Here is a 14,318-nt window from a genome sequence, read left to right as displayed (position 1 = left end):
TCGATTCCTCAGTGGTTGACTCAATAAAACATTACAAAATTATCTGAATACTACTTTAATCTGAAACTATTTCCAGTACAGAAGTACGCATTTACGATGCATGTAAGTGGCGATAATCCTTCGGGGTTTGGCCACACCAGCGTTTGAATGTTCGGCTGAAATTCGATGCATCTTCGTAACCCAGCGCATAAGCAATGGCTTCAACGGTGGAATCGGTGTGGGCCAGCATCCAGCAGGCGCGTTCTTGCCGCACTTCATCCAGCAATTGTTGAAAACTGGTGCCCTCGGCCTGCAGGTGGCGCATGAAAGTGCGTTCAGTCAGGTTTTCCTTGGCGGCCATGCTTTGCAAGGTGGGCATGTGGCCTTCGCTTTGCTGCAACTGCATGCGCACGCGCTGGGCCAGTGTGCCGCCCGCTTGCAGGCGTTGCAGCTGCAAATCACAATCGCGAAGCAAACGTTGCAAGGCTTCATCATCAGCCGCCAGGCTGGGGCTGTTCACCAAGGTGCTGCCCAACACCACACGCAACTGCGAAAAACCGAAACTGTTGTGTTGTGCAATGCGCTGATATTCATGCGCCCATGCCGGTGCGTCGAAAGGCCATTCAATTTTCAGCTGTTGCGGCAGTTCTTGCCCGGTCATCGCGGTGAGCAATTGCACCAAACCACCCAACAACTGGCAGTGCAGGTATTCACGCACGGGGCCCAAATCGACCCATTCCTCCAGTACGGCGGCAAACTCGGGATCATGCTCAAACCTCAGGTTGGCCAGGTTTTGGCGCAAGCCCGCATAGCGTTGCAGCAGCAACATGGCACTGGGCAAATTTTTACTGGCGATCATGGCTGCACCCAAGGTGCCGTGAGCCGAGGCAGGTGTGCGCAAGCCCACTTCCAGGCCCAACCAGGGGCAGTCGCTGAGTTGTACGCCACGCTCAATCAACTGGCGCATTTGATCGAAACTCAGGAACTGGTTGCTTTCATGAAGTTGCTGCCAGCTCAGTGGCAAGCCTTCCAGAATTTCGCCCGGCGCAAATCCACGGCGCTGCAATTCGGCACACAGCAAACGTGCGTACACCGGGTGCAAAGCAGGCTTCAAGGCCGCGACTGAATCGTGCAAGGGTTGGGGCAAGTGGTTTGTCTCTGTGTATTTGTTGTTGTTTTGGTTTTGTCACTTTATGACGATCTTATGCCACCCTGTGCGGTGTTGTCCATCGCCTTGCACGCCTAAGATGAAATCATCCTGAACAACCCGGTGCACAACAATGACTTCCAATACCCTGCCCGCTACACATTACAAAGACCCCAAAAAATACATGTGGCTGTTGTCGGTGATCGCGCCTTTTGCAGCACCACTTGGCCCGATCATGTATTTGTACACTGGCCACACACAATGGCTGTGGATCTTTCTGGCCTTCTTTTACATCGGCCTGCCTGTGCTTGATTTTGTGTTTGGCGAAGACAAGCAAAACCCGCCCGAACAAGCGGTGCCCCAACTGGAAAACACCGCCTACTACCGTGTGATCACCTACCTGTTGGTGCCGATTATCACGTTCGGATTTTTGTTCAACGTTATCTTCCTGGCTACGCACGACTTGCATTGGCTGCACTGGCTGGCTGTGGCCATTACTACCGGCTCACTGCTGGGTTTTGGTTTGAACCTGGGCCATGAAATGGGCCACAAAAAACGCAAGCTCGACAAGGCATTGGCGCTGTTCACCCTCTCGCTGGGTGGTTATGGTCACTTCTCGATTGAACACAACCGCGGCCACCATCGCGATGTGGCCACACCCGAAGATCCGGCCACTTCACGCATGGGTGAACACATTTATGAATTCATGCTGCGTGAAATTCCGGGTGCCTTCAAACGCGCCTGGAGGCTCGAAAGTGAACGCCTGGAACGCGCAGGAAAAAGCCGCTGGAGTGTGGGCAATGAAATGCTGCAAGCCGGTGCAATGACCCTGGTGCTGTACACGGCGCTGCTTGCCCTGTTTGGCTGGCCCATGGTGCCCGTGTTGGCTGTAGTGGCTTTCTGGGGTGCATTCCAGCTAACCAGCGCCAACTACATTGAACACTACGGTTTGATGCGCCAGAAGTTGCCCAATGGCGAATACGAGCGTTGTGCCCCACACCATTCCTGGAACAGCAACCATTTGGTGTCCAACCTGGTGGTGTTTCAGTTGCAGCGCCATTCAGACCACCACGCAAACCCGGCACGCAGCTACCAGTCGCTTCGTGATTTTCCGGAACTGCCAAGCTTGCCATCGGGCTATTTCGGCATGTTCTTGATCGCGTATGTGCCACCGCTGTGGTTTGCAATCATGAACCCCCGGTTGCTGGACGTGGCGGGCAAGAATGCGCAGAAAATCAACATTCACCCAAGCAAACGCGCACGTGTGATTCAGCGTTATTCGCTGGCCGCTTGAGAATTTTTCTTCTGCGGGAATACGCAGATCAAGTTTAGCCAGCCTGGTTGATCTGCTTGCCCACAGCGCCCTCTTGCAGGGCGCTTTTTAATTCTGCTGGAATACTTTGCTTGGTGAATTCTTTGGCACACACCAACACGTAAGTGGCCTGTGATGTGGCCACCAAGGTGTTGGTGTCGGCATTTACAAATTCAAAATTCAAAGTGAAACTGGTGTTGCCGAAGTGGCTCGGGTAGACACTGGTTTTCAAGACATCATCAAACCGCGCCGGTTTTTTCCATTCGGTCAGCAGGCGCACCACCTGGGTTTCATAGCCCATATCCACCAGTGCGTTGTAACCGCCCATGGCGGCGCGCATGAATTCTGTGAGCGCCAAATCAATGTAATCGCCGTAACGGGCATTGAACACGACACCTTGCGGGTCGCATTCGCCATAGCGCACCCGAAACAAAAACTCAAAGGGTTGTGCCATCAATTACACCGGTTGGGGAACGAGGGCTTGGGTCAGGTGTTCCTGACGGGCCCGTGCGTTGTGTTCGGCCTGTTCAAGTGCAGGCACGCGCGACACGCCACGAATCAAATCTACCGCTTTTTCAGCCATCATCATGACCGGGCCGTTGGTGTTGCCGCCAATCAAGCTGGGCATTGCAGACGCGTCCACAATACGCAGGCCTTCAAGCCCGTGCACACGCAGTTGCGGATCGACCACAGCCATGGAATCGGTGCCCATTTTGCACGTGCCTGTGGGGTGATAAACCGTGTCAACCCTGTTGCGCAACACTTCACGAATTTCGTCATCGGTGCGCACATGCTCGGTGAATTTGTCTTTCAAAATCCACTTGGCCAATGCAGGCGCATGCATAATCTTTCGGGTCAATTTGAAGCCCTCCACCAGCTCATCCAGATCACGAGGATCTTTCAAAAAGCCAATGTCGATCAGTGGTGGCGTGTCCATGGTGTTGCCTTGCAGGGTAAGGCTGCCACGGCTGCGCGGGCGCAACAAACACACGTGGCAGGAAAAGCCATGCCCCATGTGCATTTTGCGAGCGTGGTCGTCGACCATGGCCACCACAAAGTGCAGTTGCACGTTCGGGTCCTTCAACTCGGGACTTGTTTTCAGGAACGCGCCGCCTTCGGCGAAGTTGCTGGTGAGCGCACCACGGCGATGCTTGCGATAGCGGAAAATTTCACGCAGCAAACGAATACCACCGCGAATGGACAAACCCAGTGTGTCCAGACTTTTGGTGGAATAACCAAAAATAAAGTCGGGGTGATCCTGCAGGTTTTTACCCACGCCGGGCAAGTGATGAACCACATCGATATCATGACGCGCCAACTCTGAAGAGTCGCCCACACCGGAAACCATCAACAATTGCGGCGTTTGAATGGCGCCCGCAGTCAATATGATTTCTTTGCGAGCCTTCAATACAGTGAGCTGGCCGTTGATGGACACCTCCACACCCACGGCACGCTTGCCTTCAAACAGCACGCGTTGAACCATGGCCTTGGTGTGAACCGTGAGGTTTTTTCGGTGCATGTGCGGGAACAGGTAGGCACGCGCTGCGCTCCAGCGTTCACCATTTTTTTGGGTCACCTGGTAAATGCCAACGCCTTCCTGGTCGGCACCATTGAAATCATCAGTGATCTTGAAACCAGCTTGCTTGCCAGCTTCCAGATAAATTTGCTGAAAGGGATTGTCGGAACGCAAATCGGCCACATTCAGCGGGCCGCTGTTGCCGTGGTAGGCGTCGCGAATTCGCTCGTTGCATTCACTGAGTTTGAAATAAGGCAGCACGTCTTTGTAAGACCAGCCGCTGCACCCCTCTTCATTGGCCCAACGGTCGTAGTCCGATGCCGTGCCACGAATGTAAACCATGGCATTGATGGCCGAGGAACCACCCAAGGCCTTGCCACGCGGCTGGTAACCCTTGCGACCGTTCAAGCCGGGTTGCGGTGTAGTTTCGAATGCCCAGTTGTTGATTTTGGTGGGCAACATGGCCACCGCACCGCTGGGAATATTGATCAGATTACCGGTGCCATCGCCCCCGGCTTCGAGAAGGCATACATCGAGTGCTGAGTCTTCACTGAGGCGGCCTGCCATGGCACAACCGCCGGAACCACCACCCACCACAATGTAGTCGTGCTCTGTCTTCATCTGCTCCTCCTGATTTTCAAACCCGCTTGGATCGGATTTTGTGATTTTCTCACTTGATCATAGAGGAAGCCGGGCAAAAAGAAACACCCCAAAGCGCACAAAAAATTGATAATTCCGGTCAAGCGATGCGGGTGATCTTCTCGGGTGCAGCGGGCGCACTGCTCTGTGCATTTCCAGCCAACTGATTCACTTGCCCCAAAGCTTCCTGTACTTCTCGCATTACACGTTGGGTCAGTTCTTCCACGGTGGGTACGTCTTGCACCAGGCCTTGAACCTGACCAATCAGCTGAACACCTTGTGTGTGGTTGCCCTCAATGGTGGCTTTTTTGATTTGAAGCACTGCGGCTCCGTAAAAAGTGACTGTGAGCGTTTGCTCCAGACCCATTTTGAATACGTCTTTGATGATTCCCGAAAGGGGCTTGTTCATTTCACGCGCAGCCAGGTAGGCGCGCCACATGGCACGAACCGGATTGAATGGCTTCGACATGATTTTTTTGGAGTTGGGTGTGGTCATGACACGGCAAGGAATGCTGTCGAAATTCTTGCTGTAAATAGTGTCTTCCACTTCTTTTTTTACAATCAATTCTTTGGTGTTGGCATGCACCGGGCTTTCTTTCGATGCGGCCCAGCGTGTGCCCATGGCCACGCCGTCTGCGCCCAAAGCCAAGGCCGCGACCACACCGCCGCCCGTGCCAAAACCACCGGCTGCAATAATTGGAAGCCTGGTAACCTGCCGAATTGCAGGCACCAGCACCAGTGATGTAACTGCGCCGCCGTGCGCTGCGGCCTCATGGCCTGTGACCAACAAGGCATCCGCGCCCGACTGCTCGGCCTTCAAGGCATGCTTGGCATTCACCACAGTCACAATGACTTTGCCGCCATAGTCGTGCACACGCTTGCAAACATCTGCGGGGCTACCGAGGCTGAAGTTGATCACGGGTACTTTTTCATTCAGGGCCACTTCAAGATTTTCACGGGCACCCGGCATGATCAATGCGCAACCAATGCCGAAAGGCTTATTGGTCAGGCTTCGAACCTTGCGAATTTCAGAGAGGGTTTGTTCAGGCGTCAAATGCCCAATGGCCAGAATGCCCAGACCACCTGCGTTGGCTGTGGCAGCCACCAGATCGGCATTGGCCACGTAGGTCATGCCGGGGCATACCAGCGGGTATTGAATGTTGAACATCTCGGTGATGCGGGTTTTCATGGGCTGTCCGTAGATCGAGTGGGCCGGATCGGGCAATCCAATGAATATTACATCAACCGAGATATTCTGATAAGCACTGTAAGTATGCGCTGAGCAGCTTTTATCCCAGTGTCTTGGTCAGGTCACCCAACAATGGCAAGCCTCCGAGCAAGCCACCCTCGGCACCGCTGGTCGAACTGATGGAGGAAGTCAAACCACCCAACACGTCGCCAAGCACTGGAATACCCGCCAAGGCATCACCACCGGAAAGCAAACCGCCGCCGCCTAGCCCACCGGTCAAGCTGTCCAGCGCACCGCCCAGGAATGGAATGTTGCCTAATGCAGAACTGACATCGCCACCCAAAGAACCGGCAAGATCGCCAATCAAGTCGGTGACTGGCGCTGCGGGTGTGCTTGCGCCCACCGACGATACCGCGTCGCCCACCCCGCCCAACAAACCGCCCACGGTGTTCAGCAAAGTGTTGCCGCCCTCGCCAATCAAAGCCAAAGGCGTGTCAGCAAGACCGCTTTCCAGCCCGCCACCCAAACCGCTCAGAATTCCACCCAAGCCACCGTCGTTGTTACCCGTGGCCACTGAATCCACAACGCCACCCAAGGTACCGGCAATGTCGCCCAGCACGGGCACCGGTGCCAGCAATTGCCCCACGCTGTCGGTGACATTCACCACGGTGCCTACCACGCCACCCACACCACCATCGGTGTTCGGGCCTGTGGTTCCCAACAGGCTCGCCACCAAATCCGACACGGGTGCCAGCGGTGTGCCTTCACCAAAACCACTTACCTGGTTTGCTGCCACGCCGAGCAAATCGGTCAATGTACCCAGCCCCATGTCCAACACATTGGCCACAGGTGCCAAAGGGGTACCCTCCAGTCCGCTGGTCAGGCCATCGGTCAAGCCCGTCAAAATGCCATTCAAGCCACCGTTGTTGTCGCCCACCAATGTGGATTCGATCACGTTGCCCACGGCGTCGACCACATCGCCCACCACGGGCACGGGCTCGGTCAATTCGCCAAGGTTGTTGGTAAGGTCACTGACTGTTTCAGCCAGGCCGCCCGCATTTTCTGCAGGCAATGCGCCGGGATTTCCACCACCGCTGCTACCGCCGCCATTGTTGTCGTCTGAACCTGCGAACACCGCCGCTGCGCCCACGGCGCCTGCCAATGGCAAAGCTCCCAAGCCTGCACCGGCGCCCAGCAAGCCTGCACCAAACAGGCCACTCATTTCACCCGTGGCTTCCTGACCATCCAGTACGGCTGCCTGGTTTTCTCCGTCAAATTCAGACACCAGCGTGACATTGCCCAAGCCATCACCTGCGTTGGAGGTAATGACCACCTGACCATTGGGGCCAGCATCTGGATCGAAACCCAGCGTGGCCACACCACCATTTGAAATTTCAAGGAAAGCAGGGATTTGTTGCTGTGTGCCCGGAATACTAAGCACTGCAATTGAGTTGCTGGTGGAGCGCAACACATCACCTGCCTGCAACACCATGTCTTCGCGTAGCGGAGTTTCAATGCCGTTTCGCTTCACAAACACATCGCCATCAATATTGGTCACAGAGGCTACTACTGGGCTGTCAAAGTTCATGATGTTTTCCTTGAATCAAGCAAAGTCAGCGTTTTGAACCACGATGGATTCAGCAAATGCTGCGGAGGAGTTAATGGGAGAGGAGGACTGAGAGAAATCGGTGAAGTCTGTCGGGGAAATTGCGGCAGTGGCAGCATCAAACTGACTGTTCATGCCGAATAACGAAAGATCAATTTGCGTGATTTGCGACACAATGCTGTTGAACAAATCGGCGGGAATGACCGTGGAGGCCAGTGACAGATCCGTGCTGTTCATACCAGGCAAAGTGTCCATGCTTTCCAGCGAACCGGAAAACTGTTCCAGGCCGGGAAGTGCATCCGCCGCCTCGCCCAAACTTGCGGTGAGATCGTTCAACAAGCCTGACACCGGGTCGGTACCAGCATCACCGGCCAACAAGGTGGTGGTGGTTCCACCCACCACGCCGCCCAACAAATCGCCTAGGCCGCCGAGTACGGGTATATCGGCCAAACCATCTTTGATTGCATCGCCGAGAAAGGCCAAACCATCGGCCAGCCCACCGGGCAAGGGGATCAAATCGCCCTGACCGCTGCCGAGCAGATCAGTCAAACCATCAATCAAAATTCCCAAACCGGGAATGTCGCCCAAACTGCTGTCCAGGGTGTCCGCAACATCGGCAAGCAAGCCGGCAAGCCCGGTCAGCTCGGTGGTACTCACTGGCGGATCAACCGGGTCAGTAGGATCGGTGGGATCCGTAGGGTCGGTCGGATCCGTAGGGTCGGTCGGCATTGCCGGGCTGCCAGTATCCACAACTTCATCGTCGTCGCCGTCCAGCACAGCAGCACCCAGCACACCGGCACCAATAACGCCCGCTGCTGTACTGGCTGATGCACCGCCAGCCAACAAGCCAGCACCGACAAGGCCAGAGAATTCTCCGTCCTGCGAGGCCAGAACAGCGGTATTGACCGCGTCACTCACTTCGTAAAGTTCCACGCCTTCGCTCAGCGCCGTGACTTCAGTGCGGGCGGGCGCATCAGGCACATCGGCCTCAAGCATATCCAGCCTGGCCGATGCATTCGGCGCCAGTTCAAGCAAGGCATCACCGTGGCTTGCGTGCAATGCAGGCATTTCTACCTGCACGACCTGACGGCTATTGTTCACAATCGTGTCGTCCCAAAACACGGGGTCGCCGGGCTCCAGTGTCAAGGTTTGACCCATCCGCTGCACGGTTACACCGACAGCCTGCGTTTTCAAAATGCCCACCGAGGCCATTTCGTTCGACATGTGAATTCCTTGCTGATTGTTCGGATTGATGTGGGTTAACTATTTTTGGTTAACCATTTCTAGGTAGCGAATATACCCAATATGTAAGGTTTTTACTGACAAGATGTAGGGGTTTTTTGTAAAAATTGTACGAAAGCAACAAAAAAACCAATTTAGGGGGCTCAAAATTGGGGGGAGTCAAGACCGAAAAACCGGGACGACCAATGCCGCAATACCTGCAAATTAAGGCATCATTCAGCATCCAAATTTTTTGCAATCAAGGGGAAATCAAATGGCTCAATTCGAGAACGTGACCGTGGTGAAAGCCGCGAACATTTACTTCGACGGCAAGGTCACAAGCCGCACGGTGTTGTTTGCCGATGGCACCAAAAAAACCCTGGGCGTGATGTTGCCCGGCGATTATGAATTCGGTACCGCAGAAAAAGAAATCATGGAAATTCTGGCGGGTGATATGGACGTGTGCTTGCCTGGCGAGAGCTGGAAGACGATCACCGGTGGCCAGTCTTTTGAAGTACCGGCCAACGCAAAATTTCAGTTGAAGGTGAAAACACCTGTGGATTACTGCTGCAGCTACATCAAGTAATTACGCGGGCACTACAAACCGTCCAAACTCAAGATTGCCCGATCGCATGGTTGGGGCGGTACCGGGAAACAGCCAGTAAGGCTGCGCCTCGGAGGACGGCACCACGTTGGGAAAACGTTCATCGGCCGGGTTTGGCCCGGCCATGCTTTTTTCCTGCACCATGGAAATGTATTGGTCCACCACATATTCCTGCGTGTTGCCATTGATGATCACCTCGGCCCCGGTTCTTTTGGCGAAGTCTGCAAGCCCGCTGATCTTCGAATGCCTGGGTTCATAAGCATCCAGGCTAACCCCGTTTTCGCTGGTGACCAACAAACCCTGTTCGGTGTGCGCCACAATGGAATGATTGCCCTCGGTGTGCCCTTTGGTGCGCACCAGTGCAACGGCACCGTCACCCAGCCAAACGCTGTCATCGAGCAACTCAATTCGTTCGGGCGCAATACCCTGTGTACCTTGCGGGCAATACCACTGGTTTTGCCAAGGGATCAACGCCTGTGCGCTCTCCCATTCTTCACGCATCACCAGCAACTTTGCATTCGGAAACAGCGGCGCTTGGCCGTTGGCACCAAGCCAGCGGCTTACATTTTGCGTATGCAGGTGATCGTAGGTGATGTAGTCCACATCCTCTGGCCGTAAACCGATGCTGGCCAGGCACTGCAACACGGTGGATGTTTTCTTCAACACGAGTGCTTCCATCACGCCTACCAAAGGGCCAGCCTTGGCATCCAGATGCGCAAAAAATGGTGTGGCGCGCTGATTCTCCCAATCAGAGGGACTAACCAGCAAAGTTTTGACACCTTCGCTGCTGGAAAACTGAATGACAAACAAACGGTTGCACAAATGCACAAAGGGTGTGGGCAATCCAAATGCATTGAGATAGGCAAACTTGCTGGGGTATGGCACACGCACCAACTCGAAAGTTTTGTAGAAAAGCACCTGCGGTTTGGCCAACATATCGCGCCGAAAGTCTTTGGCAGCCTCGCGCGCGTTGTCCACGCGCTGCATGGGACGCAGTGCATCGCGAGTGCCGTCAAAATGACTGATGCGTGTGAACATGGTGTAAGCCCTCAAACTGTGGTTGCGCTTTGTGAAACAAGCTCACTATAATTTGGACAAGAAATCTTGTCAAAAGTGAACCTGAATGACCAAAACACCCACAAGGGCCTACGGGGGCGTTGCCGCAGAGCAACGTGCAGAAGAACGAAAAGCGCGGCTACTGGCTGCTGCACTGGAATTGTTTGCGCGACAAGGTTACGCGCGAACCACCATTGAGGCCTTGTGTTCTGAAGCCAAGGTAACGGCACGCCACTTTTATCAACTGTTCGACAGTCGGGAAGCAATTTTGCGCGCGCTGTACGACAACATCATTGCAGATCTTCGCGCGGGTGTGTTGAAAGCGATGTCTGCACCCAACCTCAGTTTGTCTGAGCAAATTCCGCTGGCGGTAAGTGCCATGGTGCACCATTACCTGGAAGACACACGCCATGCACGGGTGGGCGTTCTGGAGGTGGTCGGTGTAAGCCCGCAAATGGAGGCCCGCAGGCGCGAGGCCATCCATGACATGGCGGGTTTGATCGAGGCCTACCTGGGCAGCCTGGTGGAGCGCGGCGACTTGCCCAAACGCAATTACCACTTGGTGAGTGTGGCTTTGGTGGGCGGCATTAATGAATTGTTGGCGGAGTGGCTGACGCTGGAAAACCCGCCAGACATTCCCGAACTCAGCGAAGAAATCATCAACATTTTGAACGCCCTGATTCGAGGAGCCGCCCGATGAACAGAGTGGATTCAAAAGGCGTGCGCGATGCCTTGGTGTTTCATGCTGCATTTTTTGCCATCGCCATTCCGGTTGCATTGAATACGCAAGGCAATGCCCTGGGGCTTGCGCTGGTGGTTTTTGCGCTGGCTTACAACATTGCGCTACCGGTGGTTGGGGCCTTACGGGGCCATGGCGAATGGGTGCGTTTGTGGAAATTTTTATTGCCGCTTTCAATTGCCCTGCCCTGCGCGGACTGGATGCTGGTTGAGCGCATGGGCACACTCACCTTCCCAGACCACGGTATTGTGCGCTTGGGGGGTGCGGTGCCGGTGTACTTTATGGGCTTGTGGATCATGTTGCTGTGGCAGGTGTGCTGGCTTGCACTGGCCACAAAAAAGCCATACCCGGTGGTTGCTGCATTGTCGCTGGGTGGGTTTTTAGTTTGGGAATGGGCAGCACGCCCAATGAACCTGTGGCATGCGCAAGACGTTTTACAAATACAAGGCTTTGCCATTTACCCCTTGATTCCGGAAATGCTGCTGGCAATTGGTGCGCTGTGGCTGTGGAACGTACTGGGTAACAAATCCACTTTTCAACAAATTACTGGTGCACTGGCCATGGCTGTTTTTTACGCAGGTGCGCTGTCACTTTCACTGCTATGGATTGGCTGACACATGACTACAATTGAATTAAAGCAACCCTTCACCCTGCCCTGCGGCGTGGTGGTTCCCAACCGGCTTTGCAAAGCAGCCATGACCGAAGGTGTGGCCAACGCAAGGCTTCAAGCCACTGAACGCCATGCCACACTGTACAAGCGTTGGGCCGAGGGCGGTGCGGGCATTTTGATCACCGGCAATGTGTTGATCGACCGGAATATTCTGGAAAGACCCGGCAATGTATCCATAGACCCAGCACCCGAGCATGGCGAGCCCGAAGGCATGGAGGCCCTGCGTGCATGGGCCAAAGCAGGCACCAGCAACGGCAACCACCTGTGGATGCAAATTTCACATGCAGGCCGACAGTCGCCCCGCTATGTCACCACCAAACCAGTAGGACCTTCTGCAGTTCAACTGGAATTGCTGGGCAACTATGCCCCACCCCGCGCCCTGCGCGAGGATGAAATTCTGGACCTGATTCAGCGCTTTGCGCGTGTGGCCCGAATTGCAAAAGAGGCTGGATTTACGGGCGTGCAGGTGCATGGAGCACATGGTTATCTGCTGTCGTCTTTCCTGTCGCCAGTGACCAATCAGCGCACTGACCAATGGGGTGGCAGCCTGGAAAACCGCGCCCGCTTTTTGCTGGAAGCCGTGCGCGCCGTGCGCAAGGCTGTGGGCCCTGCTTTCCCGGTTGCAGTGAAACTTAATTCAGATGATTTCCGCAAAGGCGGGTTTTCCAACGAAGAATGTTTGCAGGTGGTGAAGTGGTTGAACGATGAAAAGGTCGACCTGCTTGAAATTTCTGGCGGCACCTACGAACAGCCGCGTTTGCTGGGCCACACAGGTGCAGCTGACTCTGTAAAAGACGATCAACCGGCTGTGCGTGAAAGCACGAAAAAGCGCGAAGCCTATTTCCTGAATTATGCAAAGGCAATCCGCGAAGTGGCCACCATGCCACTGATGGTCACCGGTGGTTTTCGCAGCCGTGAGGCCATGGAAGAAGCATTGAACGATGGCGTGTGCGACGTGATTGGTTTGGGCCGCCCACTGTGCACCCACCCCGACACACCGAAGCAGTTGATGAATGGAAAAATTGACCGTGCAGCCAGCTTTGAGAATATGTTGAAGTTGGCAGACAAGGGAATTTTTTCACCGGTCAGCCCAGTGCTGCCACTGAAATTAATCAACGTGCTGGGTGCACAAGCCTGGTATTACCAACAAATTTTCCGTTTGGCAGATGGGCTGGAAGCCAAACCTTCCATGAGCTTGATCGGCGCCTTCTTCAAATATTTGTTCAATGAATGGACAACGGCATTTCGGGTAAAACGCGCCACACGCTAGGGTTTGGCCTTGCCCACCCAGTCACTCAACGGCGTAGCAGCCGCCCACAAGGCATGGCCTGCGTCGTTGGAGTGAATGAAATCGCCACTGTTGTACTGGGGCAAAAATGTAAGGCCACCCGGTGCTTCCACTTCACCGTTGTAATCTGCCACACCATCACACTCACCGCTGTTTAAAATCCAATCGTTCAGCTTGGCGCGTTCACCATTCAAATTGGCCTGCAAGGATTGTGCTCCGGGAATCCAGGTGGGGCAATACACATTAATACCTCTCGCATGGGCTTGGGCAATCACTTCCTGGTAATTGACGATGATTTCATCGGCACTTCGACTGGACAAGTCATTGGTTACCCACACCACCACCGAGCTGACGCCGACTGTATCAAATACATCCCGTTCAAGCCTGCTTGCACTGGCGTTTTGCAAGGTGTCGCCGCCGATACCACGGTTCACAATCGTATTGCGCTGGCCCTGCGGAATTTCATTCAACATGCGAACTGACAACAAATCGCTAATGCGCTTGAAACCATTCTGGCTGGTATTAAATCCATGAAAACTGGAACTACCTAAAAACACCATGGCTCCCTTTGCATCCGTGGTCAGTACTTCAATATCCCGAAGTGCGTACACCGTGCAACCATTGCACATGATCGGTAAACCTGGCGGAGTTGAAAAACGACTTTCATCAATCAATCCATAACCCGCGCCAGAGTCCTCGAGTGTTTGATTGCCAGAGCCATTGGGCAGTTTGTAAGATTCAATCCAGGTGGCACCGAACTCACCAGGATTGTCCGCACCTTTCACATACAAACTTACTGCCAGATCGTCTTGATTGTTCACCTTGAACTGAATGGGATCGCTGTAGAACGATTCGGTTTGGGGAGGAATGGTGGCGCTGCTTTGACCGCAATTGAAGGTCACTGCCTTGCTGGTATTCAACTTCAGATTTGCGCCCGTTGCCCCTTCGCGCACACCAACGGCTGCGGCACCAATTTGCATAGGCTGGTCGCTCAGGTTGATAAAACGAACACGCACCGCGTTGCCACTCGCTGTCACCCGGGCGATATTTCGAACCGTTGTTTCCACTGGTGCAGTACCTGTAACGTGGGTTACACCCCAAGCTGACATCCACCGCGCACCATTTGCCGCATTTGAATTGCTGTTACAAGACAAGCCAGAGGACTGCGTGTTGGTGCCCGAAGTACCCGCAGAGACACCACTGGATTCCGAGGAACAAGCGGCCACTAGAAGCATTGCAAGTGGCCAAAAAAGTTGTTGTAGTTTGCGGTAATTCAAAAATATCCCCTGAAGTGGTCGTACTGATACTTCAGAGGATGCCTTGGCGGATGCAAACCGGGATTAAGGGCTTAC

13 protein-coding genes are annotated in these 14,318 nt (G+C 54.3%); 5 read left to right on the top strand and 8 right to left on the bottom strand.

The features are described from left to right. Positions 1 to 91: 91 nt before the first annotated feature. A complete protein-coding gene (locus B4N58_RS04900; protein WP_291746446.1) occupies positions 92 to 1,126 on the bottom strand; it encodes a helix-turn-helix domain-containing protein in 1,035 nt (344 codons plus the stop codon). 133 nt (positions 1,127 to 1,259) lie between these two features. Here B4N58_RS04900 and B4N58_RS04895 point away from each other — a divergent pair, with 133 nt between their 5' ends. Then, positions 1,260 to 2,420 carry an alkane 1-monooxygenase gene (locus tag B4N58_RS04895; RefSeq protein WP_291746442.1) on the top strand — a complete coding sequence of 387 codons (1,161 nt, stop codon included), beginning with the start codon at positions 1,260 to 1,262 and terminating at the stop codon, positions 2,418 to 2,420. Between the two features lie 34 nt (positions 2,421 to 2,454). Here B4N58_RS04895 and B4N58_RS04890 read toward each other — a convergent pair whose 3' ends face one another. From B4N58_RS04890 to B4N58_RS04870, 5 genes are all read right to left on the bottom strand, one after another. Then, positions 2,455 to 2,892, bottom strand: coding sequence for an acyl-CoA thioesterase (locus tag B4N58_RS04890; protein ID WP_291746440.1), 438 nt, complete (start codon positions 2,890 to 2,892; stop codon positions 2,455 to 2,457). A gap of 3 nt (positions 2,893 to 2,895) precedes the next feature. Next, positions 2,896 to 4,575 carry a GMC family oxidoreductase gene (locus B4N58_RS04885; RefSeq protein ID WP_291746437.1) on the bottom strand — a complete coding sequence of 560 codons (1,680 nt, stop codon included), beginning with the start codon at positions 4,573 to 4,575 and terminating at the stop codon, positions 2,896 to 2,898. 118 nt (positions 4,576 to 4,693) lie between these two features. Next, on the bottom strand, positions 4,694 to 5,782 hold the full coding sequence (locus B4N58_RS04880; protein WP_291746434.1) for an NAD(P)H-dependent flavin oxidoreductase: 1,089 nt from the start codon (positions 5,780 to 5,782) through the stop codon (positions 4,694 to 4,696). Between the two features lie 100 nt (positions 5,783 to 5,882). Beyond that, positions 5,883 to 7,370: a hypothetical protein gene (locus B4N58_RS04875; RefSeq protein ID WP_291746432.1), complete on the bottom strand. Its 1,488-nt coding sequence runs from the start codon at positions 7,368 to 7,370 to the stop codon at positions 5,883 to 5,885. Between the two features lie 15 nt (positions 7,371 to 7,385). After that, positions 7,386 to 8,612, bottom strand: coding sequence for a hypothetical protein (locus B4N58_RS04870; protein WP_291746429.1), 1,227 nt, complete (start codon positions 8,610 to 8,612; stop codon positions 7,386 to 7,388). A 271-nt stretch (positions 8,613 to 8,883) separates the two neighbouring features. On the opposite strand from B4N58_RS04870, the gene B4N58_RS04865 reads away from it, so the two are divergent. After that, positions 8,884 to 9,195, top strand: coding sequence for a pyrimidine/purine nucleoside phosphorylase (locus B4N58_RS04865; protein WP_008252136.1), 312 nt, complete (start codon positions 8,884 to 8,886; stop codon positions 9,193 to 9,195). Here the strand turns inward: B4N58_RS04865 and B4N58_RS04860 are convergent, their stop codons facing one another. Beyond that, positions 9,196 to 10,251: a hypothetical protein gene (locus tag B4N58_RS04860; protein WP_291746425.1), complete on the bottom strand. Its 1,056-nt coding sequence runs from the start codon at positions 10,249 to 10,251 to the stop codon at positions 9,196 to 9,198. An 85-nt stretch (positions 10,252 to 10,336) separates the two neighbouring features. On the opposite strand from B4N58_RS04860, the gene B4N58_RS04855 reads away from it, so the two are divergent. Genes B4N58_RS04855 through B4N58_RS04845 form a run of 3 tightly spaced genes read left to right on the top strand, consistent with a single transcriptional unit; the run spans position 10,337 to position 12,948 of the window. Next, entirely contained in the window at positions 10,337 to 10,969 is a 633-nt protein-coding gene (locus B4N58_RS04855) for a TetR/AcrR family transcriptional regulator (protein ID WP_008252141.1), read from the top strand. Continuing rightward, positions 10,966 to 11,622 (top strand): DUF6989 domain-containing protein, encoded by a 657-nt coding sequence (locus B4N58_RS04850; RefSeq protein WP_291746422.1) that lies wholly within the window; start codon positions 10,966 to 10,968, stop codon positions 11,620 to 11,622. Before B4N58_RS04855 ends, B4N58_RS04850 begins: the two co-directional genes overlap by 4 nt. A 3-nt stretch (positions 11,623 to 11,625) precedes the next feature. Then, positions 11,626 to 12,948, top strand: a complete 1,323-nt coding sequence (locus B4N58_RS04845) for an NADH:flavin oxidoreductase/NADH oxidase family protein (RefSeq protein ID WP_291746420.1) — start codon at positions 11,626 to 11,628, stop codon at positions 12,946 to 12,948. Here the strand turns inward: B4N58_RS04845 and B4N58_RS04840 are convergent. After that, positions 12,945 to 14,201: a GDSL-type esterase/lipase family protein gene (locus tag B4N58_RS04840; protein ID WP_156799698.1), complete on the bottom strand. Its 1,257-nt coding sequence runs from the start codon at positions 14,199 to 14,201 to the stop codon at positions 12,945 to 12,947. The two genes, B4N58_RS04845 and B4N58_RS04840, sit on opposite strands and share 4 nt — an antisense overlap. Between the last annotated feature and the right edge of the window lie 117 nt (positions 14,202 to 14,318).

Origin of the sequence: Limnobacter sp. UBA3528, from assembly GCF_002377005.1 — a bacterium.
Classification (GTDB): Bacteria; Pseudomonadota; Gammaproteobacteria; order Burkholderiales; family Burkholderiaceae_B; genus Limnobacter.
This window is presented reverse-complemented; position numbering and strand designations above follow the sequence as displayed.